Annotated in this window: 26 protein-coding genes; 15 read left to right on the top strand and 11 right to left on the bottom strand. The window is 73.0% G+C overall.

The window, feature by feature from the left end:
• Window positions 1–19: 19 nt before the first annotated feature.
• Both KPL60_RS18190 and KPL60_RS18185 read right to left on the bottom strand, forming a co-directional pair.
• The gene (locus KPL60_RS18190; protein WP_226366568.1) at window positions 20–1345 is read right to left on the bottom strand and encodes an NAD(P)/FAD-dependent oxidoreductase; all 1326 of its coding nucleotides are present in this window, start codon (window positions 1343–1345) and stop codon (window positions 20–22) included.
• 57 nt (window positions 1346–1402) lie between these two features.
• The gene (locus tag KPL60_RS18185) at window positions 1403–2047 is read right to left on the bottom strand and encodes a TetR/AcrR family transcriptional regulator (protein ID WP_226350367.1); all 645 of its coding nucleotides are present in this window, start codon (window positions 2045–2047) and stop codon (window positions 1403–1405) included.
• Window positions 2048–2099: 52 nt separating this feature from the next.
• On the opposite strand from KPL60_RS18185, the gene KPL60_RS18180 reads away from it, so the two are divergent.
• Window positions 2100–3263: a CaiB/BaiF CoA-transferase family protein gene (locus KPL60_RS18180; RefSeq protein ID WP_226366567.1), complete on the top strand. Its 1164-nt coding sequence runs from the start codon at window positions 2100–2102 to the stop codon at window positions 3261–3263.
• A gap of 157 nt (window positions 3264–3420) precedes the next feature.
• Here KPL60_RS18180 and KPL60_RS18175 read toward each other — a convergent pair whose 3' ends face one another.
• On the bottom strand, window positions 3421–4656 hold the full coding sequence (locus tag KPL60_RS18175; protein WP_226366566.1) for an acyl-CoA dehydrogenase family protein: 1236 nt from the start codon (window positions 4654–4656) through the stop codon (window positions 3421–3423).
• A 65-nt stretch (window positions 4657–4721) separates the two neighbouring features.
• On the bottom strand, window positions 4722–5669 hold the full coding sequence (locus KPL60_RS34285; RefSeq protein ID WP_305080688.1) for a helix-turn-helix domain-containing protein: 948 nt from the start codon (window positions 5667–5669) through the stop codon (window positions 4722–4724).
• A gap of 211 nt (window positions 5670–5880) precedes the next feature.
• Here KPL60_RS34285 and KPL60_RS18160 point away from each other — a divergent pair, with 211 nt between their 5' ends.
• Window positions 5881–7569: a class I adenylate-forming enzyme family protein gene (locus tag KPL60_RS18160; RefSeq protein WP_226366565.1), complete on the top strand. Its 1689-nt coding sequence runs from the start codon at window positions 5881–5883 to the stop codon at window positions 7567–7569.
• A gap of 15 nt (window positions 7570–7584) precedes the next feature.
• Here the strand turns inward: KPL60_RS18160 and KPL60_RS18155 are convergent, their stop codons facing one another.
• The 4 genes from KPL60_RS18155 to KPL60_RS18140 all read right to left on the bottom strand — a co-directional run bounded on the left by KPL60_RS18155 (window position 7585) and on the right by KPL60_RS18140 (window position 11981).
• Entirely contained in the window at window positions 7585–9216 is a 1632-nt protein-coding gene (locus KPL60_RS18155; protein WP_226366564.1) for an AMP-binding protein, read from the bottom strand.
• 72 nt (window positions 9217–9288) lie between these two features.
• Window positions 9289–9930, bottom strand: a complete 642-nt coding sequence (locus tag KPL60_RS18150; protein ID WP_226366563.1) for a TetR/AcrR family transcriptional regulator — start codon at window positions 9928–9930, stop codon at window positions 9289–9291.
• 4 nt (window positions 9931–9934) lie between these two features.
• Entirely contained in the window at window positions 9935–11101 is a 1167-nt protein-coding gene (locus tag KPL60_RS18145) for an acyl-CoA dehydrogenase family protein (protein ID WP_226350373.1), read from the bottom strand.
• A gap of 82 nt (window positions 11102–11183) precedes the next feature.
• Complete coding sequence (locus tag KPL60_RS18140; RefSeq protein ID WP_208823282.1) at window positions 11184–11981, bottom strand: SDR family NAD(P)-dependent oxidoreductase; 798 nt, start codon at window positions 11979–11981, stop codon at window positions 11184–11186.
• A gap of 150 nt (window positions 11982–12131) precedes the next feature.
• Between KPL60_RS18140 and KPL60_RS18135 the strand changes: the two genes are divergently transcribed.
• From KPL60_RS18135 to KPL60_RS18085, 11 genes are read left to right on the top strand one after another with little or no spacing between them, the layout of a single operon-like run.
• Window positions 12132–13385, top strand: a complete 1254-nt coding sequence (locus KPL60_RS18135) for a cytochrome P450 (protein ID WP_226350374.1) — start codon at window positions 12132–12134, stop codon at window positions 13383–13385.
• 13 nt (window positions 13386–13398) lie between these two features.
• Window positions 13399–13590: a ferredoxin gene (locus tag KPL60_RS18130; RefSeq protein WP_178376531.1), complete on the top strand. Its 192-nt coding sequence runs from the start codon at window positions 13399–13401 to the stop codon at window positions 13588–13590.
• Between the two features lie 5 nt (window positions 13591–13595).
• Window positions 13596–14051: a MaoC family dehydratase gene (locus KPL60_RS18125; RefSeq protein ID WP_226366562.1), complete on the top strand. Its 456-nt coding sequence runs from the start codon at window positions 13596–13598 to the stop codon at window positions 14049–14051.
• 26 nt (window positions 14052–14077) lie between these two features.
• A complete protein-coding gene (locus KPL60_RS18120; protein ID WP_226350375.1) occupies window positions 14078–15358 on the top strand; it encodes a Rieske 2Fe-2S domain-containing protein in 1281 nt (426 codons plus the stop codon).
• Window positions 15355–15843, top strand: coding sequence for an aromatic-ring-hydroxylating dioxygenase subunit beta (locus KPL60_RS18115; protein WP_226366561.1), 489 nt, complete (start codon window positions 15355–15357; stop codon window positions 15841–15843). Before KPL60_RS18120 ends, KPL60_RS18115 begins: the two co-directional genes overlap by 4 nt.
• On the top strand, window positions 15843–16061 hold the full coding sequence (locus KPL60_RS18110; protein ID WP_178373065.1) for a hypothetical protein: 219 nt from the start codon (window positions 15843–15845) through the stop codon (window positions 16059–16061). Before KPL60_RS18115 ends, KPL60_RS18110 begins: the two co-directional genes overlap by 1 nt.
• A complete protein-coding gene (locus KPL60_RS18105) occupies window positions 16058–16831 on the top strand; it encodes an enoyl-CoA hydratase/isomerase family protein (RefSeq protein WP_226366560.1) in 774 nt (257 codons plus the stop codon). Before KPL60_RS18110 ends, KPL60_RS18105 begins: the two co-directional genes overlap by 4 nt.
• On the top strand, window positions 16828–17646 hold the full coding sequence (locus tag KPL60_RS18100; RefSeq protein WP_226366559.1) for an enoyl-CoA hydratase/isomerase family protein: 819 nt from the start codon (window positions 16828–16830) through the stop codon (window positions 17644–17646). Before KPL60_RS18105 ends, KPL60_RS18100 begins: the two co-directional genes overlap by 4 nt.
• Before the next feature lie 43 nt (window positions 17647–17689).
• Window positions 17690–18553, top strand: a complete 864-nt coding sequence (locus KPL60_RS18095) for an SDR family oxidoreductase (RefSeq protein WP_226350379.1) — start codon at window positions 17690–17692, stop codon at window positions 18551–18553.
• A 7-nt stretch (window positions 18554–18560) separates the two neighbouring features.
• Complete coding sequence (locus KPL60_RS18090) at window positions 18561–19949, top strand: aldehyde dehydrogenase family protein (RefSeq protein WP_226350380.1); 1389 nt, start codon at window positions 18561–18563, stop codon at window positions 19947–19949.
• Between the two features lie 13 nt (window positions 19950–19962).
• Window positions 19963–20808 carry an alpha/beta fold hydrolase gene (locus tag KPL60_RS18085; protein WP_226366558.1) on the top strand — a complete coding sequence of 282 codons (846 nt, stop codon included), beginning with the start codon at window positions 19963–19965 and terminating at the stop codon, window positions 20806–20808.
• On the opposite strand, the gene KPL60_RS18080 is transcribed toward KPL60_RS18085, so the two are convergent.
• Both KPL60_RS18080 and KPL60_RS18075 read right to left on the bottom strand, forming a co-directional pair.
• The gene (locus KPL60_RS18080; RefSeq protein WP_178373061.1) at window positions 20783–21961 is read right to left on the bottom strand and encodes an LLM class flavin-dependent oxidoreductase; all 1179 of its coding nucleotides are present in this window, start codon (window positions 21959–21961) and stop codon (window positions 20783–20785) included. The two genes, KPL60_RS18085 and KPL60_RS18080, sit on opposite strands and share 26 nt — an antisense overlap.
• 50 nt (window positions 21962–22011) lie before the next feature.
• On the bottom strand, window positions 22012–23490 hold the full coding sequence (locus KPL60_RS18075; RefSeq protein WP_226350382.1) for an aldehyde dehydrogenase: 1479 nt from the start codon (window positions 23488–23490) through the stop codon (window positions 22012–22014).
• Window positions 23491–23681: 191 nt separating this feature from the next.
• Here KPL60_RS18075 and KPL60_RS18070 point away from each other — a divergent pair, with 191 nt between their 5' ends.
• A complete protein-coding gene (locus tag KPL60_RS18070) occupies window positions 23682–24692 on the top strand; it encodes an IS481 family transposase (RefSeq protein ID WP_226366137.1) in 1011 nt (336 codons plus the stop codon).
• A 154-nt stretch (window positions 24693–24846) separates the two neighbouring features.
• The gene (locus KPL60_RS18065; protein ID WP_226350383.1) at window positions 24847–25842 is read left to right on the top strand and encodes a helix-turn-helix domain-containing protein; all 996 of its coding nucleotides are present in this window, start codon (window positions 24847–24849) and stop codon (window positions 25840–25842) included.
• On the opposite strand, the gene KPL60_RS18060 is transcribed toward KPL60_RS18065, so the two are convergent.
• Window positions 25831–26334 carry a flavin reductase family protein gene (locus tag KPL60_RS18060; protein WP_062396876.1) on the bottom strand — a complete coding sequence of 168 codons (504 nt, stop codon included), beginning with the start codon at window positions 26332–26334 and terminating at the stop codon, window positions 25831–25833. The two genes, KPL60_RS18065 and KPL60_RS18060, sit on opposite strands and share 12 nt — an antisense overlap.
• Window positions 26335–26362 lie beyond the last annotated feature (28 nt).

The raw sequence follows: 26362 nt of genomic DNA, 5'->3' as shown, positions 1-26362 counted from the left end.
CGTCGGCGGGGAGCGGAGGTCAGACGGTCGCGGTCAGCGGGAAGTCCGCGAGGATGCGCTCGGTGACGAGCTTGGCAGTCTCCGCGCATGCCGTCGTGCCACCGTTGGCGTACTCCTTGACGCCGTCGCCGACGTTCCAGAGGTTCGCGATCGGGGTCTCCGAGGTCAGGTCGTACCCGGCGACGGCGCGCTGCGGCGGCCAGCCGTCGCGCATGACGGCCACGGACAGGATCCGGGCGCCGTCGAAGCCGGGGACCTGCTCCTGGATGTCCTTCTTCAGCAGCGCCACCTCGGCGTCGGCGTCGAAGTCGCCGACCGAGGGCTTGGGCACCGACGCCGCGACGTAGAGGTTCCAGCCGTCGGGGGCCATCTCCGGGCAGGTGTCGGTGAAGTTCGCGACGTAGCAGAGCCGCTCGGACTTCGAGAACAGCAGCATCCCCGGCACGTCCACCAGGCGCTCACGGCTGGCGAAGTTCACCGCGAGCATCGAGCACGGACGGTCCTTGATCCGGACCTGCTCGCGGTAGTCGGCCGGCAGGTTCTCCTCGCCGACCATGGCGACGGTGCCCGCGGGACCGGTGTCGCTGACCGCGACCCGGCAGGTGACCTCGACCCGCTCCCCGTCGCGGACGACGGTGGCGCCGGTGACCCGGCCGTCGGCGACGTGCAGCCGCTCGACCTCCGAGGACAGCCACACCTGCCCGCCGTTGCGGGCGACGGAGTCCGCCAGCGACTGCCAGACCCCGATGGTCCCGGCGGGGCAGAACCCGAACCGCTTGAACGCGGACTTGCGGGTGAAGTAGGTGAGGAACACCCGGGCGGGCAGCTCCTCGGAGCCGACGGCGAACACCGAGGCGCACATGTTGCGGAACACGCCCTGGACGGCCTCGTTCTTGGAGTACTTCCCGACCCACTCCGCGGTGGACATCTCGCTGCCGGGCAGCGCGTCGTCGTCGGTGCGGGCGGCGCCGATGCCCGAGAGCAGCTTCGCGCCCTGCCGGGTGAGCTGGGAGAGCAGCATGCCCCAGCCGCCGCGGGTGACGTCGAGGTTCTTCCCGCCGACCCGGTACAGCACGGGGACCTGCGGGGTGCGGACGTCGAACTCGGCGCCGACCTCGGCGAAGGTCTCCTCGGTGATCCCGCCGACCTCGATCACGATGGCCCCGTCGTTGACGAGGAAGCCGTCGATGTCGGTGGTCGACGCGCGACCGCCGACCTTGTCGAGCCGCTCCACGACGAGGGTGCGGTAGCCGGCGTGGGCCAGCCGGGCGGCGGCGAACAGGCCACCGGCCCCCGCTCCCACCACGAGCGCGTCGAACGCGGTGTCGGACTCGATGGGCGCCACGGGTCATCTCCTTCGATCGCTTCTTTTAATCGACAGTAAATTAATGCCGTGGCCGGGTCAACCGCCCGGTGCGAGACCCTCCCGCACGATCGTCTGCGCGGTGCGCACGGTGTCGGCGAGGTCGCCGCGGTCGGGGCGCCACCACTCCGGCGCCCAGTTCAGCGCCCCCATCACCAGCATCCGCGCCGCGTGCGGGTCCAGCTCCGGGTCGAGCTGCCCAGCGGCCCGTGCGTCGTCGACCAGGCCGCGCCACAGGGCGCCGTAGCGGCGCTGGTCGCGCAGCTGGACGTCGCGGATGCCCTGCGGGAGCTGGGCGGCGTTGCGGATCGCCGCGGCGGCGTACTCCGAGTCGCGCAGCACGATCTCCAGGTGGGCGCGCACCGCGGTGGCGATCCGGTCCATCGGCGGCGTCCCGTCCGGGAGGGCGGCGAGCTCGTCGTGGACGTGGGCCATCGTGCGCCGCAGCCCGACCTGCACGACCTCCTGGATCAGCTCGTCGCGGGAGGCGAAGTGGTAGTAGATCGCCGGGGCCTGGAGGCCGGCGAGCCCGGCGATGTCGAGCAGCCGGGTGCCGGCGTAGCCGCTGCGGTTCAGCACGACCGCCGCGGCGTCGAGGATCCGTTCGCGGGTCCGCGCCGAGCGCGGCGCGGACCCGGTGCCCGCGCGGCGCGGCCCCCGTCGCCGGTCCGGTCCGTCCGTCATCGCGTCAGGCTACTGTCTAATCGTAATAAGAAAAAAGACCTGGAGGCGTGGCATGGACGAGGTGGAGCGCGGTCGTGGACCGCTGGCCGGCCGGACGGTCGTCGAGCTGGCGGGCATCGGGCCGGGGCCGTTCGCCTGCATGGCGCTGGCCGACCTTGGCGCCGAGGTGATCCGGATCGACCGGCCCGCGGCCGGGCCGCTCTCGACGGCGCCGCCCCCGGCCGACGTGCTCAACCGCGGCAAGCGGTCGGTCGTGCTGGACCTGAAGCGTCCCGAGGCGGTGGAGGCCGTGCTGACCCTCGCCGGACGCGCGGACGTGCTGGTCGAGGGGAACCGGCCGGGCGTCGCCGAGCGGCTGGGGGTGGGGCCGGACGCGGTGTGGGCGCGCAACCCCCGGCTGGTCTACGGCCGGATGACCGGCTGGGGTCAGGACGGCCCGCTCGCCCACACCGCCGGCCACGACATCGGCTACATCGCGCTGACCGGCGCCCTGCACGCCATGGGCGAGGCGGGCGGCCCGCCGCAGATCCCGCTCAACCTCGTCGGCGACTTCGGGGGCGGGTCCACCTACCTGGTGATCGGGGTGCTCGCGGCGCTGCTGGAGGCCGAGCGCACCGGGCGCGGCCAGGTCGTCGACGCCGCGATCGTCGACGGCGCGTCGCACCTGCTCGCCGCGATCCACGCCATGCTCGGCTCCGGCCGCTGGGAGGACCGGCGCGGGGTCAACATGCTCGACGGCGGCACCCCGTTCTACGCGGTCTACGCGACCGCCGACGGCGGGCACATGGCGGTCGGGTCGCTGGAGCCGAAGTTCTACGCCGAGCTGCTACGGCTGCTGGAGATCCCGCGCGAGGTGGCGGCGCCGGAGGACCAGCAGGACCGGAGCCGGTGGCCCGCGCTGCGGGCCGCGCTCGCCGCGCGCTTCGCCACCCGCACCCGCGACGAGTGGACCGCCGTCTTCGACGGCACCGACGCCTGCGTCGCGCCGGTGCTGGGGCTGCGCGAGGCCGCCGCCCACCCGCACGTCGCCGCCCGGGGGAGCGTGGCCGACACCGGCGGGGTGCTGCAGCCCGGCCCGGCGCCCCGGTTCTCCGGCCACCCCGTCACCGCACCCGCCGCGCCACCGGCCCGCGGGCGCGACACCCGGGAGGTGCTGGCCGGCGCCGGCCTGGACGTCGACGCCCTGCTGGCCTCGGGGGCGGCACAGGAGGCGTAGCCGCACCCGGCCCGGTGACCGGCCGCGGTCCGCCGGCGACATCGGCACCGGCCGCACCACGGGGTCCCGGGTCGTCCTGCCGGCGGCGTCCCGGACGGTGGGCCCGCGGTGCGCGACGCGGCCGGGCGCACCGCGTCGCGCAGCGGACCTCCGGACCTCAGGACATCCCGGACGCCGCGAGCGGGTCGTACCCGGCGCCGGACAGCAGCGCCTGCATCTGGCGCCGGCGCACCCCGATGTTGGACCCCTCGATCACCGGGTAGGCGAGCGCCTCGTCCAGGAGCCGCTTGAGCGGGAACCCGTTGTCGTAGGCCGAGACCCCGACCACCCGGATCAGGTCGTTGATCACCTCGACCGCGCTGTCGGAGCCGAGGACCTTCGCGTGCAGCGCCCACTCCAGGCCGTGCGGGTCACCGGACAGTGCCGCGTCCAGCGCCCGCCACGACAGCAGCCGGACCGACTCGATCCGCGCCTTCGCGTTCGTCAGGACGTCGGCCACCGCCTGGTGCTCGACGATCGGGACGGCGCCGCCCCGGTGCTCGGTGGTCGCGAACCGGAGTGCGATCTCGAACGCCCGGCGCATCGCCGCGACGGAGAACGTGCCGATCGAGGCCCCGCTGCCGACGAACGCGGCACGGGTCAGGTCGACGCCCTGCCCCTCGGCGCCGAGCAGGTTGCCGCGGGGCACGCGGACGTCGCGCAGCCGGATCCGCGCGGTGAGGCACCCGCGCAGGCCGGGCAGGTCGTAGAGGTGCTCGACCTCGATGTGTCCGGCCAGGTGCTCCCGCTCGGCGACGACGAGCGACACTCCGCCCGGGGCGCGGCAGACGATCGTCATGATGTCGGGACCGTCACCGTCCCACCCGGGCAGGTGCGACGCCCACGCCTTCGTCCCGTTGACGAGGTAGTGGTCGCCGTCCGGTTCCGCCGTGGTCCGGACCCCTTCCGCCGGGGCGGGCGCGTCGAAGTTCGCGCTGCCACCCGGCTCGGAGTACGCCATCGCCGCGACCGGTGCGCCGGCATCGGCCAGGAACGGCGCGACGAAGCGCTCGATCTGCTCCGGGGTGCCGACCTGGTAGACCGGCACCAGCGCGATCAGCGGCCCGGCCATCGAGATCACGAAGTCCGGGCTGTGGGCGGCCCACTCCTCGATCAGGATCGCGGCGTCGACGCCGTTGCCCGCGGCGCCGCCGAAGGGCACCGGGATCAGCCCCTTGAGGAAACCGGCCGCCACCGCCTGCTCGAACGCCGGCCGGGCGAGGTCGGCACGCCGGGCCGGATCCGGCTCGTTCCGCACGGCCTCGGCCAGATCCGCCAGGTGCGCCTCGGCGAACTGCCGGGCCACCTTCTTCAGCTGCTCCTGCTCGGGTGAGAGCGAGAACGACACCGCCATCGTCGACCTCCGTCGTCAGTCATGCGATCGACGCCAGTCTCACGGCGGGACACCGGTCGGTCCGTTCAGTCCGTGCACGCTTCCCGTGCAGTTCGTGCATCGCGGCGGGCCTCGCTCGGCGACCGGCCGAACGCACGCCGGAAGGCCCGGCTGAACGACGACGGGCCGTCGTACCCCACCGCCGCGGCGACCTCGGTGACCGCCGGCGCGGCGCCCGGGCCGGCGAGCAGCGCCGCGGCCCGCTCCATCCGACGGCGGCGCAGCAGCGCGGCGAAGCTCTCGCCGCCGGCGCTCACGGCGGCGTGCAGCGTGCGCGGAGCGACGCCGAGCTCCCGGCTCACCGACGCCACGCCGAGTGCCGGGTCCCCCAGACCGCGGTCGATGCAGCGCAGGGCCGCGGTCCGCAGCGCGGCCCGCGGGTCCCTCGCGGCGGCGCCCTGCCCGCCGGCGACGCCGCACAGCGCCGAGACGAGGGCGGCCTCGACGTCGGGGGCGCCCGGCCCGGGCTCGACCTCCCACATGGCCCGCACGAGACCGGTCACCACGGCCCCCGCCCCGTCGGAGCCCCAGGCCCCGGCGAGCAGGTCCCGGACCGTGTCACGGCGGCTGCTCAACAGCGCGTGCGGCACCCGGTAGGACACCATCTCCCACGGCGCGTCGAACGCGAACCGGTAGGGCTCGGTGGTATCGACGACGGTGAACTGGCCGGGCCGCACCACCGACCGGCGACCGGCCTGTTCCACCCCGCACTCGCCGACCGTCTGGAGGTTGACGAAGACGTAGTCACCGTCGGTCCTGGCGACCTCCCGGCGCCCGTGGATGGTCGTCTGCGGCTGCGAGCCGAGGGACGCCCGGACGACCGAGTCGAGCGACCGCGTCTCGACCCGGCTCGCGAAGCCGTGACCCGCGACGGTCGGCGCCGGCGACAGCGGGACGAAGGCCTCGCAGATGATCTCTCTCCAGTACGCGAACTGCTCGCTCGCGGGCTGGGAGGACACGTCCCACACCGTCATGCCGCGCCTCCGTGGTCCGCCGGGCCCACACCATCGTCGGCACCGCCGTGACATCAGCGTCGCGTCCCGATCACGTCCGGGTCAACAGCCGGTCGGCCGGCTCGGGAGACGCGCTCCGGCCGGGCCCCGGTGTGGGCCGGACGGACGATTGCCCGCTCCATCCAGCGGTGTCTAATCTACGAGCGATTAAACATCGACGAGGAGGCCGACGATGCCCGCCCCGATCGCGCACCGCCGAGCGGCCCTGGAGGCACGCCACCCGACGTGGCAGCCCCGCACGCTCGACGGGTTCCTGGACGACTGCGCCCGCGAGTTCCCCGACCGGCCGCTCGTCGTCACCGACGACCGCACCCTCGACTACGCCGGCGCCGCCGAGTTGACGGCCCGGCTCGCCGGCGGGCTGGCCGCGCTCGGCGTCCGCCCGGGCGACCGGGTCGGCCTGCTCATGGCCAACCACCTGGAGTTCGTCCCGCTCAAGTTCGCGGTCGCGCGGGCCGGCGCGGTCGCCATCCCGTTCAACTTCCTCTACCGCCGCGACGAGCTCGCCTACGTGCTGCGCCAGTCCCGCTGCACGGTGCTCGTCACGATGACCGGCTACGGCGACCTCGACCACCTCGCCCTGCTCGACGAGGTGGCCCCCGGCTGGGAGCACGGCCCCACCGCCGAGCTCCCGGACCTGCGCGCGGTCGTCCAGCTGCCGACGGTGCGCCCGGCCCGGCCCGACGTGACGACGGTGGAGGAGCTGGGTGCCCTCGGCGAGCCGGTCGCGGCCGGGTCCACCGGGGTCGCCCCGGGCGACCTGGGCGACATCCTCTACACCTCGGGCACCACGGGGTCGCCGAAGGGGGTGATGATCACCCACGACGCCGTCCTGCGCACCGGCTACGCCTCCGCGCTGACCCGCGCCTTCGAGGACGGGCGCCGCATCCTGTTCTCGCTGCCCTGCTACCACATGTTCGGCTACGTCGAGGGCCTGGTCGCGGCCATGTTCGTGGGCGGGGCGATCGTCCCGCGGCTGGCGTTCTCCGCGGCCGACTACTTCGACGGCATCGAGCGGCACCGCGCGACCGAGATCCTCTGCGTGCCCACCATGACCGTCGCCCTGCTGGAGCACCCCGACCGTTCCGCGCGCGACCTGTCCTCGGCGTTCGCCGTGCTCTCCGGCGCCGCGCCCGCGCCGGTGTGGCTGTGGGAGCGGGTCCGCGCCGAGCTGGGGATCTCCGAGATCACCACCGGCTACGGGATGACCGAGTGCGGCGGCGCGATGACGATGACGCTGCCCGAGGATCCCCTGGAGCAGCACTCGGCGACCGTCGGGCGGGTCAAGCGCGCCGGGGTGGCCGGGCTGCCCGACCACGACGGCGATCTGTGCCACTACCGGACCTGCGACCCGATGACCGGCGAGGAGCTGCCGGCCGGGACGGAGGGGGAGCTGGTGTCGTCCGGGCCCACCCACATGCTCGGGTTCTGGGACAAGCCCGAGGAGACCGCCGCCGCCCTGCGCGGGGGCCGGGTGTTCTCCGGCGATCTGGGCCGGGTCCGCGACGACGGCTACCTGGAGATCACCGGCCGCAGCAAGGAGCTCTACAAGAGCGGCGGCGAGCTGGTGATGCCCAAGGAGATCGAGGAGCTGATCACCCGCCACCCCGGGGTCAGCCAGGCCTACGCCGTCGGCGTCGCGGACGACCGGTGGGGCGAGGTCGGGTGCCTGTGGATCGTCCCGGAGCCGGGCGCGACCGTCGACCCGGACGCGGTGCTGGCGCTCTGCCGGGAGAAGCTCGCCCGGTTCAAGGTGCCCAAGCACGTGCTGGTGACCACCGCCGAGGACCTGCCGACCACCCCGACCGGCAAGGTCCAGAAGTTCCGGCTCGCCCGGCGCGCCGCCGAGGTGCTGGGCTGAGAAGGGGTCGGGCCCTCAGGCGTCGAGCTGGTCGCGCAGCACGAACTTCTGGACCTTTCCCGACGGCGTCATGGGCAGCTCGTCGACCAGGAACCAGCGCACCGGCACCTTGTACGGGGTGAGCCGCTCCAGGCAGTGCCCGGCCAGCTCGTCGGTGAACCCGGGCTCCTGCGGCTCGTGGGTCACCACCGCGGCGGCGACGATCTCGCCCCAGGTGGGGTCCGGCAGGCCGACCACGGCCGACGCGGCCACGGCCGGGTGCTCGGCCAGCGCGACCTCGATCTCGGCCGGGGCGATGTTCTCGCCGCCGCGGATGATGAGCTCCTTCAGCCGGCCGGTCAGGGTGATCATGCCGCGGTCGTCCATCGAGCCGAGGTCGCCGGTGTGCACCCAGCCCTCGTCGTCGACGGTCGCGGCGGTGGCGCCGGGGTCGTCGTAGTAGCAGAGCATCTGGTTGTAGCCGCGGGCGCAGACCTCGCCGACGGTGCCGAGCGGCACGACGTCGCCGGTGGCGGGGTCGACGATCCGCGCCCCGGTGTGCGGCAGCGGGCGGCCGACGCTGCGGACGAGGTCGTCGGCGGTGTCGGAGCGCCGCGTCAGGCTCAGCACGGGGGAGAGCTCGGTCTGGCCGTAGAGGTTGTGCACGAAGGCGCCGAAGGTCTCCCGGACGGCGGTGATCATCGACCCGGGGACGGTCGCGGCGCCGACCAGGACGGTGTCCAGCGCCGGTGCCTGGCCGTCGCGGCGGCGCGCCTCGTGCAGCACCGCGCCGAGCACCGTCGGCACGCTCATCAGGATCGTCGCGCGCTCGTCGTGCATCGCGTCGAGCACGGCGCCGGGCTCGAACCGCTCGATCAGCACCACCGTGCCGCCCAGCACCGCGGGGCCCAGCGTCGAGATGACGCAGCCCGCGGTGTGGAAGGTCGGCAGCGGCGCGACGGCGACGGCGCCGTCGCGGGCCTCGGCGGTGTACATGGTGAGCCGGGCGTTGTTCAGCAGCGAGCGGTGCGCCAGCAGCACGCCCTTGGGGCGCCCGGTGGTCCCGGAGGTGAACTGCATCATCGCCGGGGCGTCCGGCGCGCTGCGCTCCGGCATGTCGGGCGAGCCGCCGTCGAGCGGCGTGCCGTGCAGCCGGTCGGTGTCGGACAGGCTGACCACGTGGGCGAGACCGGCCACCCGCGGCACGACGTCGGCGACGACGCCGGTCAGGTCGTGGTCGCGCACCCGGTCGGCGTGCAGCAGGACCGTCGAGCGGGACAGGGTGAGTGCGTACTCCAGCTCGCCCGGGCGCAGGGCCGGGTTGAGCGCCACCAGCACGACCCCCGCCAGGCCCGCCGCGTACTGGACGATCGTCCACTCCGCGACGTTCGGCGCCCAGATCGCGACGTGCCCGCCGGGCCCGGCGAGCTCCAGCAGGGTCCCGGCGACCCGGCTCGCCTCGTCGAGCAGCTCGGCGTAGGTCCAGTGGCCGGCGCTGCCGTCGTGCCGGGTCGCGACGAGCGCGACGGTGTCCGGGTGCGCGGCGGCCTGCTCGCGCAGGAGACCGCCGACCGTGCCCTCGACGAGGCCGGGGCCGGGGCCCTCGAGCCACTCGGAGCGCCCGGTCGCCGGGGCGGGGGAGGTGGAGCTGACGGCCTGCGTGCTCATGACGGGCCTCCGTGAGGCGGGAGAGGGCGTGGACCGATCGAATAAACGAACCTAGATAAAATTCCGGTCGGGTCAACCGCCGGTCGGAGCCGACAGCCCGCGCCGGACGATCGTCCGGGCGGTCCGGACCAGGGACTTCAGCGAGCCGCGCCCGGGGCTCCACCACTCGCACGCCCAGTTGAGCGCGCCGAGCACCAGCATCCGGGCCGCCCGCGGGTCGAGCCCGTCCCGCAGCTCGCCCGCGTCACGGGCGGCCTCGACGAGCTCGCGCCAGAATTCGCTGTAGCGCTGCTGCTCCGCCAGCTGCCGGGTGCGGACCTCCGGGGGCAGCTGCTGGGTGTTGCGGATCGAGGCGACCGTGTAGTCGGAGATGCGGAGCACGACCTGCAGGTGGGCCTCGACCGCGCAGCAGATGCGGTCCATCGCCGTCGCCCCGGCCGGCAGCTCCTGCACCTGCGCCCGCACGTGCTCCAGGTTGCGCACCATGCCCGCCACCACGACCTGTTCGACCAGGTCCTCGCGGGAGTCGAAGTAGTAGTAGACGGCCGGCGGCCGGACCCCGGCCAGCCGCGCGACGTCGGCGAGCCGGGTCCCGGCGTACCCGCACGTCGCGAGCAGCGACGCCGTCGCGTCCAGGATCCGGCGCCGGGTCCGCGCCGACTTCTCGCCGGGGCCCCGGACGCCCGCCGTCCGGACCGTGTGGGCGCGGGGCACGACGTCAGTACGACGCGGGCAGGCCCAGGCTGCGCTGGGCGACGAAGTTCAGGACCATCTCCCGGCTGACCGGCGCGGTCTTGAGCATCCGGGCGACGAACCACAGGTCGGCCAGGCCGTACTCCAGCGACAGGCCGTTCCCGCCGTGGCTCTGGATCGCCTGGTCCAGGGTGCGCAGCGAGGAGTCGGCCGCGGCGAACTTCGCGATGTTCGACGCCTCCGCGGCGTCGGCGCCCGCGTCGAACAGCTCGGCGGCGCGGTAGGTCATCAGCCGCGACAGCTGGGTCCCGATGTAGGCCTCGGCCAGCGGGTGCGCGACGCCCTGGTGCGAGCCGATCGGCACGCCCCACACCTGGCGCTCGTTGGCGTAGCCGGTGGCCTTGTCCAGCGCGTAGCGGGCGATCCCGTTGGAGATGCAGGCCGCGGTGATCCGCTCCGGGTTGAGCCCGGCGAACACCTGGCGCAGGCCGTTGCCCTCGTCGCCGATCAGCGCCTCGGGGCCGACCCGCACGTCGTCGAGAAACACGGTGAACTGGTGCTCGGGCTGCTGCAGCGCCGCCGGGATGGTCTGCCAGGTCAGTCCCTCGGCGTCGGTCGGCACGACGAACAGCGACAGCGGGTGGCGCCCGCCCGGCCCCGGCTCGGGCTGCCGGGTCACGACCAGGACGGCGTCCGCCTCGTCGATGCCCGAGGTCCAGTACTTCTGCCCGCGGATCCGCCAGCCGTCGCCGTCGGGGTGGGCGGTGGTGGTGATCTCGTGGCTGTTCGAGCCCGCGTCCGGCTCGGTGATCGCGAACGCCATCTTGAGCGAGCCGTCGGCGATCCCCGGCAGCCAGCGCTCCTTGAGCTCGTGCGAGCCGTGCGCGTCGATGATCGACCCGCAGATCGCGGGGGAGATGACCATCATCAGCAGCGGGACGCCCTGCGACGAGGCCTCCTCGACGACCACGGCGAGGTCGCTCATGGTGCCGCCGCCACCGCCGTAGGCCTCGGACAGGTGCACGCCCAGGAACCCGGCCGCGCCGAGCTCCTTCCACAGCTCGGTCGGCTCCTCGTGGGCCTTCGCCTTCTCCATGAAGTAGCTGTGGCCGTAGCGACCGACCAGGGTCGCCACCGCGTCGCGCAGTGCCGCGCGCTCCTCGGTGTCGGCGACGATCAGCGAGCTGGGCATCGGTGTCTCCTCGGGGGCCCGGATATTTTTCTAATTCAGAATAGGTAACAGGGTAGGGCTCCGTCAACGCGGCCGGAGCGGCTCAGGGCATCGACGAGCCGCCGCCGACGGCCACGACCTGGCCGGTGACCTGGTGCGCCGCGGTCTCCGAGGCCAGCCAGGCGACCGCGTTGCCGACGTCGGCCGGGGTGGTGCGCCGGCGCAGCGCCTGGGTGCGGACGATCGCGTCGACCTGGTCCGGCGCGAACAGCGCGTCCGCCCCGCCCGCCCAGACCGAGCTCGGACCCACGTGGTCGTCCTCGGGGGGCAGGACCAGCCCGGGGGCGACGACGTTGCTGCGGATCCCGAACCGGCCGTTCTCCCGCGCCACCGTGCGGGCCAGCGAGATCAGCGCCGCCTTGGTGCCGCCGTAGATGCCCTGGCGGACGGCGCCGTAGGCGGCGTCGCTGGACAGGAACACGATCGCGCCCCGGCCGGCCTCGCGCATCGGGCCGAGCACGGCCTGCGTGCAGTCGATCGCGGCGAACAGGTTCACCTCGACCGTGCGCCGCCAGAGGTCCCGGTCGGTCTGCTCGGCGAACCAGCCGGGCCTGCTCCACCCGGCGTTGTTGACCAGCACGTCCACCCCGCCCCAGGCCGCCACCGCCTGCGCGGTCACCCGGGCGCCCGCGCCCTCGGCGGTCAGGTCGGTCGCGCACGCGGCCGCGTCCGGTGCGCCGAGGTCGCGCAGCTCGCCCGCGACCCGTTCGGCCTGCTCGCCGTCGATGTCGACGACCAGTACCCGCGCCCCCTCCGCCGCCAGGACCCGGGCGATGCCCCGCCCGATGTTGGCCCCCGCCCCGGTGACGACGACCCGTGCGTCGCGCAGTCCCAGATCCACTGTGCCTCCCGTTCTCCGGCCCGGTCTTTCGACGCGGGATTAAACACCGGTGCGACCGCGGCGTCGCCGTCTTGACACCGGACGGACGGCCGTGATGTCCTCTTGCGCGAGATTAATCAATGTTAAAAACGAGACCGTCCTGGGGGAGCAATGGTGCAGTCCCGGCCCGACCACGACCCGGTATCGGTGGGGTCGCTCGAGTTCTGGTCGCTGACCCCCGAGGGGCGCGAGGAGCGGCTGCGGATCCTGCGCGACGAGCGTCCGGTCAGCTGGCAGCGCCCCGCCGAGGGGTCGATGCTGCCGCAGGAGGACGACGCCGGCTTCTGGGCGATCACCCGGCACGCCGACATCCAGGCCGTCAGCAAGGACCCGGCGACCTTCTGCTCCGGGCAGGGCGTGATGATCGAGGACGTCCCGAGCGACATCCTGGAGGCGGCCAGCTCGTTCCTCGCGACCGACGCACCACGGCACACCCAGCTGCGCCGGCTCGTCAGCGCCGCGTTCACCCCGCGCCAGGTCAAGAAGATCGAGGATCAGATCGCGGACCAGGCCCGCCGGATCGTCGACGAGCTGATCGCGACCGGGGACTGCGACTTCGTCGACCAGGTCTCCCGGCGGCTGCCGATGTGGACGATCTACGAGATGTGCGGCCTGTCCCCGGAGCGTCGCGACGCCGCTGCGCACGCCGCCGACGGCATGGTGTCCTGGTCGGACGCCGATGTCCGCGCCGGGCTGGAGCCCGCCGACCTGCTCAACCAGTCCCTGGTCACCCTCATCACGATCGGGCTGGAGCTCGCCGACGACCGGCGCGAGAACCCCCGCGACGACCTCATGACCAGCCTCGTGCAGGCCGAGGTCGACGGCGAGAGCCTCAGCGAGGAGGAGATCGCCGCGTTCTTCGTGCTGCTGTCGGTGGCGGGCAACGACACCACCCGCAACACGATCAGCCGCACGATGGAGGCGCTGACCCGGTTCCCGGACCAGCGCAAGATCCTCCAGGCCGACTTCGACGGCACGATCGGCACCGCGACCGACGAGTTCGTCCGCTGGGCCAGCCCGGTCATGACCTTCCGCCGGGTCGCCACCCGCGACGTCGAGCTGCACGGGCAGCAGATCCGCGAGGGCGACTGGGTCGTCATGTTCTACGCCTCGGGCAACCGCGACGAGCGGGTGTTCACCGACCCGCACGTCTTCGACGTCACCCGCTCGCCGAACCCGCACGTGGGGTTCGGCGGCGGCGGGCCGCACTTCTGCATGGGCAACATGCTGGCGCGGACCCAGCTGCGCGCGCTGTTCGGCGAGCTGCTGCACCGGGTGCCCGACCTGCGGACCGGCGAGCCCGTGCAGCTCGTCGGCAACTTCGTGGACGGCGTGAAGTCCATGCCGTGCACGCTCAACCTGTGAGGAGGAACCACCGATGCGTGTGGTGGTCGACTACGACAAGTGCACCGGGCTGGGACTGTGCGAGTCGCTGGCCCCCGACTTCTTCGAGGTCGCCGACGACGGCTCGCTGAACCTGTTGCAGGCCGAGGCCGACGAGGCACAGCGCTCGGAGCTGGAGGAGGCCTGTCGGGCCTGCCCCACCGAGGCGCTGCGGATCGAGGGATGAGTGCGATGACCAGGGTGTTCGACTCCGTCGAGGAGCTGCTGACCGCCGAGGGCGAGTCCTTCGGGCCCACCGACTGGACCGAGATCGACCAGCGCCGGGTGGACCTGTTCGCCGAGGCCACCGGCGACCACCAGTGGATCCACACCGACCCGGAGCGGGCCGCGTCCGGCCCGTTCGGCGGGACCATCGCGCACGGCTTCCTGACCCTGTCGCTGCTGCCGCGGCTGCTGAACGAGCTCTACACCGTCGACAACGTCCGGATGGGCATCAACTACGGGCTCAACAAGGTCCGCTTCCCCGCCCCCGTCCCGGTCGGCTCGAAGGTCCGGCTCGCCGCCGAGATCGCGTCGGTGCGCCGAGGCGAGGGCTTCGTCGAGGTCACCGTGCGCTCGACGCTCGAGGTCGAGGGCTCGGCCAAGCCCGCCTGCGTCATCGAGAGCGTCGGCCGGCTCTACCCCTGACCAGCTGTGAACGAGAGGAACCGACAGTGACCCCGACCGCCCCCGCCGGCGCGCCGCGTCCCCCCGCGGCTCCCTACGAGGAGCTGATCGAGCCCCGGCGGGTGCACGGTTCGCTCTACACCTCGCCGGAGATCTTCGCCGACGAGCTGGAGCGCATCTGGTACCGGACCTGGGTCTACGTCGGCCACGTCAGCGAGATCGCCGCACCGAACGACTACGTCCGCAAGTCCATCGGCCCGCAGGACGTCATCATGACGCGCACGGCCGACGGCGAGGTGCACCTGCTGCTCAACCGCTGCGCGCACCGCGGCAACCTGGTCTGCGAGGCCTCGGCGGGCAACTCCAGCTCCTTCCGATGCCCGTACCACGGCTGGACCTACCGCAACGACGGCCGGATGCTCGGCTACCCGTTCCCGCAGGGCTACGGCGGCCGCGGCAAGCTCGACCTCGGGCTCGGCCGCGTCGCCCGGGTCGGGGTCTACCAGGGCTTCGTGTTCGGCAGCTTCGCCCCCGACGGCCCCACGCTCGACGAGCACCTCGGCGAGGCGAAGGGCGAGATCGACCGGCTGGTCCGGCTCTCGCCGGACGGCGAGATCGAGCTGACCGCCGGGTTCCTGCAGCACCGGGCGCAGGCCAACTGGAAGCTCCTCGCGGAGAACGAGACCGACGGCTACCACCCGCAGTTCGTGCACGCGTCGATCTTCAGCGTCGCCGAGAGCGGGATCGGCGCCCTCTACGGCGAGAAGTCCACGGCGGTCACCCGCGACCTCGGGGGCGGCCACAGCGAGAACGACCTGCGCCCGGAGTTCCGGCGCCTCGGCACGCCGCTGGGCTGGTTCGGCACCACCGAGGAGAAGGTGCCCGGCTACTCCGCCCGGATGCGCGAGACCTACGGCCCGGACGCCCACGACATCCTGGTCGAGGGCGGACCGCACGTGATGATCTTCCCGAACCTGTTCATCGCCGAGATCCAGCTGTTCACGATCCAGCCGCTGGCCGCGGACCTCACCGTCCAGCACGTCACCGCCGTGCAGCTCAAGGGCGCCCCCGAGATGAACCGGCGGATGCTGCAGCAGTGCATCGGCTCGGTCGGGCCCGCCGGGATGCTGCTCGCCGACGACACCGAGATGTACGAGCGCAACCAGGCCGGCGTCGCCGAGCTGCGCCCGGAGTGGCTCGACATCCGCCGCGGCGCCGACCGCGAGCACGTCGACGAGCGCGGCCTCACCGTCGGCGGTGCCACCGACGAGACCGGCATGCGCGGGTTCTGGCAGCACTACACCCGGCTGATGACGGAGGGCCGATGACCACCACCGAGCTGGACCTGCGCACCGTCGAGCAGTTCCTCTACCGCGAGGCGCGCTACGCCGACGAGCACCGCTACGAGGACTGGGAGGCGCTCTGGACCCCGGACGCCCTCTACTGGGTGCCCGCCAACGACGACGACGCCGACCGCATGACGCAGATGTCGATCATCCACGACAACCGCAACCGGATCGCCACCCGCATCAAGCAGTACCGCACCGGGCGTCGGCACTCCCAGGTGCCCGCGTCCCGGCTGCGGCGCGTGGTGTCCAACGTGGAGATCCTCGGGACCGTCCCGGAGACCGGGGACACCGAGGTCGGCGCCAACTTCGTCCTCGTCGAGTCCCGCGAGCGGGGCAACCGGCTGTGGGCCGGGCGGACCACCTACCGGCTCCGCGTCGTCGACGGCGAGCTCGCCCTGTCCTACAAGAAGGTCGCCCTGGTCGACAACGCCAGGGCGATCGCGACGCTGTCGTTCCTGATCTGATGGAGATCGCCCCCGACATCGTCGGCAACGAGTTCGCCGAGGTCAGCATCCGGGTCGACGACGACGCCAACAGCCGTCGCCTGCGGATCGAGGACCTGCGCACCGGCCGCGTCCGCTTCCTCGACGCCCTGGAGCTCGAGACGCTGGTGTGGCTGCCCGAGGGGCACCTGCACAAGCTGCTCGACCCGTCCGCGGACCGCTGGCGGGAGGACACGTGAGCACCGTCCTGACCCGGTTCGACGACCGTGCCGACGGCCGCGTCGCGACCCTGACCCTCAACCGGCCGCAGGCCCGCAACGCGATCACCGTCGAGCTGGCCCGCGCCCTGCACGACGGGCTCGCCGCGGCCGCGGAGACCGCCGACGTCGTCGTGGTCCGCGGCGCGGGCGGCCACTTCTGCGCGGGCGGGGACTTCCACGAGGTCTCCCGGCTCCGCGAGCAGGGACCCGAGGCGCTGCGGCCGCTGTTCGAGACCTTCGTCGGCGCCTGCGAGCTGATCGCGACGCTGCCGGTGCCGGTCGTCGCCGTCGTCGAGGGGTACGCGATGGCGGGCGGGTTCGAGCTGCTCCAGTCCGTCGACATCGCCCTCGTCCGCGACGACGCGGTGCTCGCCGACAACCACGCGAACTTCGGGATGATCCCCGGCGGCGGCGGGTCGCAGCGGCTGCCCCGCATCGTCGGGACGCCCCGCGCGCTCGGCCACATCCTGCTCGGCGACCGGCTCTCCGGCCGCGACGCCGTCGACTGGGGGCTGGCCTGGGCCTGCGCCCCGGCCGCCGAGCTCGACGCGCTCGTCGAGCGCACCGTCGCCAACCTGCTCGGCAAGGACCGCGACGCGCTCGCCCGGATCAAGCACCTCGTCCGCGGCGGGCTGCACGGGACCCTGACCGACGGCCTCGCCGCCGAGCTCTCCTCGACCCTCGCCCATCTGGGCGGGGAACGGGCCGGCGCGGGCATCGACCGGTTCACCGGAAGGACACGGACGTGACGACCACCGACACGACCCACACCGGCACCGCACAGGTGCTCTTCGACCTCGACGACGACGGCGTCGGCCGGCTGCGGCTCAACCGGCCCGAGGCCTCCAACGGCATGGACGTGCCGTTCCTGCGGGCGCTGCACGAGGCCGTCATGACCGCCACCGGCCGCCCCGAGCTGCGGGTGCTCCTGCTGACCGGGGAGGGGAAGAACTTCTGCGCGGGCGGCGACGTCAAGACCTTCGCCGCCAAGGGCGAGGCGCTGCCCGACTACCTGCGCGAGGCCACCGCCTGGCTGCAGAACGTCGCGGCGGCCCTGCTCGCGCTGCCCGTCCCGGTCGTCGCGGCCGTGCACGGCTTCGCCGCGGGCGGCGGGGGACTGGGCCTGGTGTGCGCCTCGGACATCGTGCTCGCCGGGGAGTCGGCGCGGTTCATGTCCGGCGCCGCCCGGGTCGGGATGGCCCCCGACGGCGGGTCGTCGGTGACGCTCCCGCAGCTGGTCGGGCTGCGCAAGGCGATGGAGATCCTGCTGCTCAACCCGACCCTGACCGCGGCCGAGGCCGCCGAGATCGGCCTGATCACCCGCGTCGTCGCCGACGACGCGCTGCACGACGAGGCACTCGCCGTCGCCCGGACCCTGGCGGCCGGGGCGCCGCGCGCGCTCGGCGCGGTCAAGCGCCTGGTCTGGTCCGGGCTCGGCAACCGGGTCGAGGCCCAGCTGCCGGAGGAGGCCCGCACGGTCTCCGAGCTGTCCGGCACCGCCGACGCCCGCGAGGGGCTGGCCGCCGTCCTGGAGCGGCGCAGCCCGCGCTTCACCGGCCGCTGACGCGGCCGCATCCATCCATCCACGACGAAGGAGTACGGCAGGCATGGCAGGAGTCGAGGGGCGCGTCGTCGCGATCACCGGGGCGGGCAACGGCCTCGGTCGTGAGTACGCGCTGGTCCTGGCCCGGGCGGGCGCGAAGGTCGTCGTCAACGACCTGGGCGGGTCCCGCGACGGCACGGGCAGCGGGTCGACCGCGGCGGACGCCGTCGTCGCCGAGATCCGGGCCGAGGGCGGCGAGGCCACGGCGAACCACGACAGCGTCGCGACCCCCGAGGGCGGCGCGGCGGTCGTGGCCACTGCGCTGGACGCCTACGGCCGGATCGACGGGGTGGTGGCCAACGCCGGCATCCTGCGGGACCGGTCGTTCCACACCATGACCGACGACGACTGGGACGCCGTCCAGCGCGTGCACCTCTACGGCGGGTTCCACGTGATCCACGCGGCCTGGCCGCACTTCCGCGAGCAGGGCCACGGCCGCGTCGTCGTCGCCACCTCCACCTCGGGGATCTACGGCAACTTCGGCCAGGCCAACTACGGTGCCGCCAAGGGCGGGCTGATCGGCCTGATCAACACCCTGGCCATCGAGGGCCGCAAGCGCGGCATCACCGCCAACGCGATCGCGCCGATGGCGGCGACCCGGATGACCGAGGACATCGCGCCGCCGGAGATGCTGGCGAAGCTCTCCCCGGCGCACGTCGCACCGGTCGTCGGGCACCTGGTCAGCGACGAGTGCACCGAGACCGGCAGCGTCCTGGTCGCCGGCGGCGGCGAGGTGCACCGGGTCGCCCAGTTCCGCACCAAGGGCGTCACCTTCGCCGAGGTGCCCACGATCGACCAGGTCGGCGACCGGTTCGCCGAGATCGTCGACCTCGACGGCGCCGTCCCCGGCACCAACCCGGTCGGCTGATCCCGCCGTGACCAGCACCGTGACCCACGTCGAGGGCGACGCCGCGGCCACCGTGGCCCGGCTGCGCCGCACCTTCTCCTCCGGGCGGACCCGGCCCCTGGCCTGGCGGCTGCGCCAGCTGCGCGGCATCGAGCGTCTGGTGACCGAGCGGGAGCCGGACATCGCCGCGGCCCTCGCGCAGGACCTCGGCAGACCCGCCCCGTACGCCTGGCTCGGCGACATCGCCTCGACCGCGGCCGAGGCCGCCTTCGCGCGCAAGCACCTGAAGCGGTGGATGCGCAGGCGGCGGACCTCGCTCCCGCTGTCGATGCTGCCCGGTCGCGGCTTCTACCAGTACGAACCCCTCGGCACGGTGCTGGTCATCGGCCCCTGGAACTACCCCGTCTACCTGACCCTCGGCCCCCTGGTCGCCGCCGTCGCGGCCGGGAACACCGTCGTGGTCAAGCCGTCGGAGCACGCGCCCGCGACCTCGGCGCTGCTCGCCCGGCTGATCCCGGAGTACCTCGACCCGGAGGCCGTCGCCGTGCTGGAGGGCGACGCCGTGGTCACCCAGGACCTGCTGGCGCAGGGCCTGGACCTGGCGTTCTTCACCGGCGGGCCGGGGATCGGGAAGAAGGTGATGGAGGCGGCGTCGGCGCACCTCACCCCGGTGGTGCTGGAGCTGGGCGGCAAGAGCCCGGTGATCGTGACCGCGGACGCCGACATCGACGTCGCGGCCCGGCGGATCGCCTGGGTCAAGCTGCTCAACTCCGGGCAGACCTGCATCGCCCCCGACTACGTCCTGGTCGAGGCCGGTGTGCGCGACCGTCTGGTCGCCGGCATCGTCGCCACGCTGAGGGAGTTCCGGGCCGGGGAACCGGCCGCGCAGCCGATCGTCGACGACCGGCAGTTCGGCCGCCTGGCCGCCCTGCTCGACGGTCACGGCGGCGAGGTGGCGGCCGGCGGCGGCACCGACGCGGCCACGCACTCCATCGAGCCGACCGTGGTCGTCGACCCCGACCCGGACTCCGCGGTGATGGCCGACGAGATCTTCGGCCCGATCCTGCCGGTGCTCACCGTCGGCTCGCTCGACGAGGCGATGCGCTTCGTCAACGCCCGGCCCAAACCGCTGGGCCTGTACCTGTTCACCGGGTCGAGGGCAGCGCAGGAGAAGGTGCTCGCCGGGACCAGCTCGGGCGGCGTGGTGATCAACCACCTGGCCATGCACTGCCTGGTTCCGCAGCTGCCCTTCGGCGGCGTCGGCACCAGCGGGATGGGTGCCTATCACGGCGAGTGGGGCTTCCACGCGTTCAGCCACCGCAAAGCGGTGCTGGCCAAGCCCGCGAAGCCGGACCCCGCGCTGATGTACCCGCCCTACACGGACCGGAAGATGGCGTTGCTGCGCCGCTTCTTCTGACCGGGGGGACACCGTGATCGAGGCCGTCCACGTCGGCGGGGCGGGGACCCCGCTGGTCCTGCTCCACGGGGCGACGTCGTCCTGGCGGGCGTGGCGGCCGGTGCTGCCCGCGCTGGAGCGCCGGCACCGGGTGCTGGCCCCGAACCTGGCCGGTCACCACGGCGGGCCCGCCGTCACCGGGCGCCCGGACCAGGTGGTCCCCGCCATCGTCGACGCCGTCGCCACCGCGATGGACGACGCCGGCGTCGGCACCGCGCACCTGGTCGGCAACTCGCTCGGCGGCTGGGTCGCGCTCGAGCTCGCCCGGCGCGGCCGGGCACGCTCGGTCGTCGCGCTCTCGCCCGCCGGGGCGTGGGCCGAACCGGCCGACCTGGACCGGCTGCTGCGGCTGTTCCGCGCGGGCGGGCGGCTCGGCCGCGTGCCGGGGGCCCGGGTCGTGCTCGGGGTGCGGCCGCTGCGGCGGCTCCTGCTGCGGCAGGTCGCCGAGCACCCCGAGCTGCTCACCCGGTTCGACGTCGACGACCTGGTCGACGACCTCGCCGGCTGCGAGGTGCTGGCCGACCTGCTCGCCGGGGCGTCGCGGGCGGGGGCGCTGCGCCCGTTCACCCCGGACTGTCCGGTGCTGATCGCCTGGGGCGAGCGGGACCGGATGCTGCCCTTCGCCCGCTACGGGCGGCCGATGCTCGACGCCGTGCACGGCGCGCAGCTCGTCCGCGTCCCGGGCGTCGGGCACGTGCCGATGGGCGACGCGCCCCGGCTGGTGTCGTCGCTGGTCCTGCGGTTCACCGCCCGGGCCGACCGTGCGGCCCGGGCGGCGGAGGTGCCGGGACCGGTCAGTGGCGCAGGCCGGCCTGCTTGAGCAGCGGCATGACGTTGTCGCCGAAGTACTTCAGCTCCTCGTTGTAGTCGACGAGGCCGAAGATCATGCCCTCCATGCCCGCCTCGTTGAGCCTGCCGAGCTCCTCGGTGACCTGCTCCGGGGTCCCGACGATCGGGTAGCCGCCCCACCCGGCGATGAAGCGCTCCTGCATCTTCTTCACCGCGTGGTCGAAGGACTGCGACGCACCGGAGCCGGCGATCTTGATGACGTTGCCCGCCGCGCCCCAGTCGCCCTCGTCGACGACCTGCTGGAAGTCGCGCTTCGCCTCCGCCTCGGTGTCCCGGCAGACGACGAGGCCGTAGGTCATGGCGTGGATCGTGCGCTGGTACTCGGTGCGGGCCTTCTCCTTCAGCGCCGTCGTGTAGGCCTTGATGTTCTCCAGGGTGTCGAGCGAGGCGAAGTTGAAGTCGACGTTGCGGGCGGAGAACTCGATGCCCGACGGGCTGTTGCCCGCGTTGATCAGCGCGGGCCGCGGCCCCTGGTGCGGCTTGGGGTAGGCCTCGAGCAGCTCGGCGTCGAAGTACTTGGAGTGGATCGCGAAGGTGCCCTCCTCGGTCCAGAGCTTGCTCACGAAGTCCAGCCACTCCTGGCCGTAGGCGTAACGCTCGTCGTGCTCGCGCTGCTCGGAGCCGAACATCTCCATCTCCGGCGGCACCCAGCCCATCACCATGTTCAGCGCGAACCGGCCGCCGGAGATGCGGTCGACGGTCGTCGCCTGCTTGGCCGCGACGATCGGGTGCATGGTCGGCAGGTGCGAGGTCGCGGCGACGGCGATCCGCTCGGTCGCCTCGGCGATCCCGGCGGCCCAGGTGTAGGTCTCGAAGCAGTTGCCGTTGAAGTTGGTGGACCCGCCGAAGCCCTTCCAGCGGGCGACGGGGACGAGCACGTCGAACCCGAGCCGGTCGGCGCGCTGGGCGATCTCCTTGGTGTGCTCCCAGGTGATCTCGTAGCTGGACGGGGCGTGGCTCATGATCAGCCCGTACGAGCAGTTGCTGCCGAACAGGCCCAGCTTCATCTTCTGGTCGCCGAACAGCGGGTTCGTCGTCGTGCGGTCGGCCGCGGGCCGGGTCTCCGAGGCGGGGCGGGGATCGGTGGGGGCGAGCCCGAGGCGCTCGTTGGCGGTCACGGTCATGGTCGTCTCCTTCGACGTCGTGCGGGGGGAGTCGTGCGCGGGGAGGGGTGTCAGCCGAGCTGGAACGGGTCGCGCGTCCCGCCGGTCAGCTCGACGAACACGGACTTGTTCTCGGTGTACTCGTTGACCGCGTCGACGCCGTTCTCCCGGCCGATGCCGGAGGCACCGAAGCCGCCGAACGGCATGTTGGGGGCGATCACGCGGTAGGCGTTGACCCAGACGGTGCCCGCGCGCAGCTTCTTCGCGACGCGGTGGGCGCGGTGGACGTCCTTGGTCCACACGGCGCCGGCGAGCCCGTACGGGGTGTCGTTGGCGAGCTTCAGCGCCTCGTCCTCGTCGGTGAAGGTGTAGGCGGCGAGCACCGGCCCGAACACCTCCTCGCGGACGATCGTGTTCTCCGGGGACACGTTCGTGACGACCGTGGGCCGGACGAACAGCCCGCCGCGCTCGGCGTCGGGCTCGCCGCCGCAGGCGAAGGTCGCGCCCTCGGCGGCCGCGCCCTGCAGGTAGCCGAGCACCTTCTCGTACTGCGGCCGGTTCGCGACCGGGCCCATCTCGGTGCCGGCCTCGGTGGGGTCGCCGAGCACGATGGCCTCGGCCCGCGCGACGACCTTCTCCACCAGGGCGTCGTGCACGTCGGCGTGCACGATCAGCCGGGAGCCGGCCATGCAGGTCTGCCCGGTGGCCGCGAACACGCCCGCCACCAGGCCGTTCGCGGCGGCGTCGAGGTCGGCGTCGGGGAAGACGATCTGCGGGGACTTGCCGCCCAGCTCCAGGGTGACCCGGTTGTAGTTGGCCACCGCCGCCTGCGCGACCTTCGCCCCGGTCGCCGACGAGCCGGTGAACGCGACCTTGTCCACCCCGGGGTGCGACGCCAGCGCCTCGCCGCAGGCGCGGTCCCAGCCGGTGACGACGTTGAGCACCCCGGCGGGCAGCCCGGCCTCGTGCAGGATCTCGGCGAACGCGACGGTGGAGGCCGGGGCGTGCTCGGACGGCTTGACGACCATCGTGCAGCCCGCGGCGAGCGCGGGGGCGAGCTTGAAGGTCAGCAGCAGCAGCGGGCTGTTCCACGGCGTGATCGCGGCGACGACGCCCACGGGCTCGCGGGTGGTGAAGCCGAAGTAGTTCGGGTTCACCGGCGGGACGGTGCGGCCCTCGATCTTGTCCGCCAGCCCGGAGAAGTAGTAGTACCACTGGGGCAGGGCGTTGAGCTGGCCGAGCATCTCGCGCAGCAGCTTGCCGGAGTCGTTGACCTCCAGACGGGCCAGGCGCTCGGCGTTCGCGGCGATCGCGTCCCCGCACCGGCGCAGGATCGCGGCGCGCTGGAAGCCGGTCATGGCGCCCCACTCGCCCTCGAACGCGGCGCGCGCCGAGGCGACGGCCTCGTCGACGTCGTCCGCGCCGCCGTCGGCCAGCCGCGCCCACGGTTCCCCGGTGTACGGGTTCAGCGACTCGAACGTCGCACCGGACCGGGCGTCCACCGCCTTCCCATGGACGAACTGCCGGAACTCCTGCAGCGGCGATGTCATCGTCGACCTCCTGGCGCGTGCCGTCTGATGGGTGGCGACGCTACGAGCGGGTCTCCGTGGCCGACTAGCTGTGATGCCCAGGCACGTTGGTCGAGATCGTGTGACGACACGGTCTGATCTGTAGATGGGCGAAGGCCTCCCGGGTGTGGAGTGGAGCTGTCGAGGAACCGCTCCGCACCCAGGAGGCCTTCGTGTCCCACGCTACCCACTCCAATGCCGCGCTCACCTGTCGTGCCCGACTCCGACTCGCTCGCTTGGTCGTCGATCTAGGCTGGTCTGTGGCCCGCGCCGCCGAGCGCTACGACGTCTCGTGGCGGACTGCGAACAAGTGGGCCCAGCGCTACCGCGATGAAGGCCCGGCCGGGATGCACGACCGGTCCTCGGCCCCCCGTCACCAGCCGAACCGCACGCCGGCGCCGGTGGTCCGCAAGATCGTGCACCTGCGCTGGAAGCAGCGCCTGGGACCGGTCGAGATCGGCGACCGGCTCGACATGGCGTCCTCGACCGTGCACGCCGTGCTCGTGCGCTGTCGCATCAACCGGCTCACCCACATCGACCGGGCTACTGGCGAGCCGATCCGCCGCTACGAGCACGAGGCGCCCGGCGACTTGATCCACGTCGATGTCAAGAAGCTCGGCAAGGTCCCCGACGGAGGCGGATGGCGCTACGTCGGTCGTCGACAAGGCGAGAAGAACCGTGCGGTGACCTCGACACGAACCGGTCTGCCCAGGAGTCGGTACCACCAGCCTCTGCTGGGCACCTGCTACCTGCACACCGTCATCGACGATCACTCTCGAGTCGCCTATGTCGAAGCACACGAGGACGAGACCAAGCAGACCGCGGCCGCGGTCCTGCGTAACGCGGTCGCCTGGTTCGCCTGCCGCGGTGTCACGGTCAAACGCGTGCTCAGCGACAACGGCGGCTGCTACAAGTCTCATCTCTGGCGCGACACCTGTGCCGAGCTGGGCATCACCCCGAAAAAGACACGGCCCTACCGGCCGCAGACGAACGGGAAGATCGAGCGCTTCCACAGGACCCTGGCCGAGGGCTGGGCCTTCAAGAAGCTCTACAACTCCGAGTCAGCCCGACTCGCGGCTCTGCCAGCATGGGTCCACGACTACAACCACCACAGGCCCCACTCGGCAATCGGAAAGGCCACACCCATCACCAGGTTGAACAACCTGGCTGGGCATCACAACTAGCCGTAGGTGGCACGCGTGCAGCCGTTCCGCGCGAGCTGCACGGAACGGATCGGGGCCTGCGTTCAGCGGCTGGGCGGCCCGCCGGTCGGGCACTATCGTCAAGGAACTCTTCGACCGCTCGCCACCGGTGACGGGACGGCATCAGGAGGAGCCGATGGACGCCCTCGACGCACGCGCGGCCGCTCACCACCTCGGCCGCTACCCGGTCCTCGACACGCGCAACCTCGAGCAGGCGCGCGAGGCGGTGTCCCGGGTCTATCTCGACCACGACCTGACGGCACCGACCGACCAGCTCGAGATGACGCTGAACGCCACCTCGGACCGGATGTTCACCCTCGGCTTCCTGACCTACAAGTCCGCGGCCAAGCTCGTGATGCCGCCGACCGAGGACGCGTACCACATCAACCTCACGGTCGCCGGGAACACGATCGCCCAGCGCAGCGACGGGTCGCGGGCCGCCACGGCCGCCGGGGCGTCCGGGGTCACGCTGTTGCCGGACCGGACGACGACGGTGCGCTGGTCACCCGACGCCGAGCAGTACATCCTCAAGATCCCGCGGCGCAGCCTGGAGACCCACCTGAGCGAGCAGCTGAACCAGCCGGTGCACGACGTGGTGGAGTTCGACTTCGGTCTCGACTTCTCCTCGCCCGCGGGGCGCACCCTGCTGTCCTCGGTGCAGTTCCTGGCCCAGGAGCTGAACCGGCCGGGGGGTCTGGCCGAGATGCCGATCGCCCGTGAGCAGCTCGAGGCGTTCGTGATGAGCCAGCTCCTGTACGCCGGCCGTCACCAGTACTCCGACGCCCTCGCCGCGCCGGACGACCCGGTCCGCCGGGGGCGGCTCGGCCCGGTGCTCGACTACATGGAGCAGCACGCGGACGAGCCGCTCACCCCGCAGGAGCTCGCGCGGGTCGGCTGCATGAGCGTCCGCACGCTGCACGCGTCCTTCGCCCAGGAGCTCGGGGAGTCCCCGATGGCCTACCTGCGCCGGGTGCGGCTCGACCACGTCCGCGGGGAGCTGCTGCGCAGCGACCCCACCGTCACCGGGGTGAAGGAGATCGCGCTGCGCTGGGGCTTCTTCCACCCGAGCCGGTTCGCCCAGCAGTACCGGGAACGGTTCGGGGAGCTCCCGCGCGACACGCTACGGGGCTAGGGCGCCGTAGCCGCCGCGGTGGAACAGCAGCGGCGCGCGGACGGGGTCGGCGCCCAGGTCGTGCACCCGGGCGACGACGATCGTGTGGTCCCCGCCCGGGTACTGCTCCTCCAGGGTGCAGTCGATCCACGCGGCCACACCGGCGAGCACCGGTGCACCCGACGGCGCCGGGTCCCAGGTGACGCCGGCGAACTTGTCGGTGCCCGAGCGGGCGAAGGCGGAGCTCAGCTCGCGGTGGCCGTCGGCCAGCACGTTCACGCAGAACGCACCCACCTCACGGATCCGCGGCCAGGTGGTCGAGGTCAGGGCGGGACAGAAGCTGACCAGCGGTGGCTCCAGCGACAGCGAGCTGAAGGACTGGCAGGTGAACCCGACCGGCCCGTCCGCGGTGAGCGCGGTGACCACCACGATCCCCGACGCGAAGTGACCCAGCACCGAGCGCATGCGGCCGGGGTCGATCGGGGGCACCTCGGTGTGCGGGGTCTCGTCCATGGAGCGAACGGTAGGGCCGCGGCGCGGC

Source organism: Pseudonocardia sp. ICBG162 (assembly GCF_020496225.1).
Lineage (GTDB): Bacteria > Actinomycetota > Actinomycetes > Mycobacteriales > Pseudonocardiaceae > Pseudonocardia > Pseudonocardia alni.
This window is presented reverse-complemented; position numbering and strand designations above follow the sequence as displayed.